Origin of the sequence: Pseudomonas sp. 2822-17, assembly GCF_002742485.1 — a bacterium.
In the GTDB taxonomy this organism is placed as follows: domain Bacteria; phylum Pseudomonadota; class Gammaproteobacteria; order Pseudomonadales; family Pseudomonadaceae; genus Aquipseudomonas; species Aquipseudomonas cyclaminis.
The window spans coordinates 1-424 of the sequence record NZ_LJRZ01000553.1 but is presented as its reverse complement, the minus strand read 5'-3'; the positions used below and the strand labels follow the sequence as shown (position 1 = coordinate 424).

At 40.3% G+C, this 424-nt stretch carries 1 protein-coding gene; it reads left to right on the top strand.

The window, feature by feature from the left end:
* Window positions 1-93: 93 nt before the first annotated feature.
* Window positions 94-424: hypothetical protein (locus AOA60_RS32740; protein ID WP_218240746.1), on the top strand; the 331-nt coding region annotated here is incomplete at its 3' end.

Below are 424 nucleotides of genomic sequence, written 5' to 3'. Positions count from 1 at the left end.
GAGGAATTAGCAAAACTGCAGCAAATACAATCATTAAAATTCATAGGTTACTCGCTACAGGAAATAAAAAAACTATTACAACAGGAAGAGTCAGTGGATTCTATCGCCCTACTAAAAAAATCATTACCGATGCAAAGACAACTTCTCACTGAACAGCGTGATGAATTGAACCGATCAATTGAAGCGGTGGAACGAGTGGAACTGCTGATGGCAGAAGGGAAGCCTGTAACCTGGCCAGTGTTGACATCCTTACTATTTCACATGGAACACGAAGAGGACATAAAAGAGTGGGCAAAAGAGCATCTTTCTGACGAGATGGCTGATCAATTTTTTACACTATCAAAAGAGCACAGGGAGCAGATGGATGTAGAAATGCTAGACATTCTAGCAAAAGTGAAGGAATTAATGAAAAATGGGGTACCAC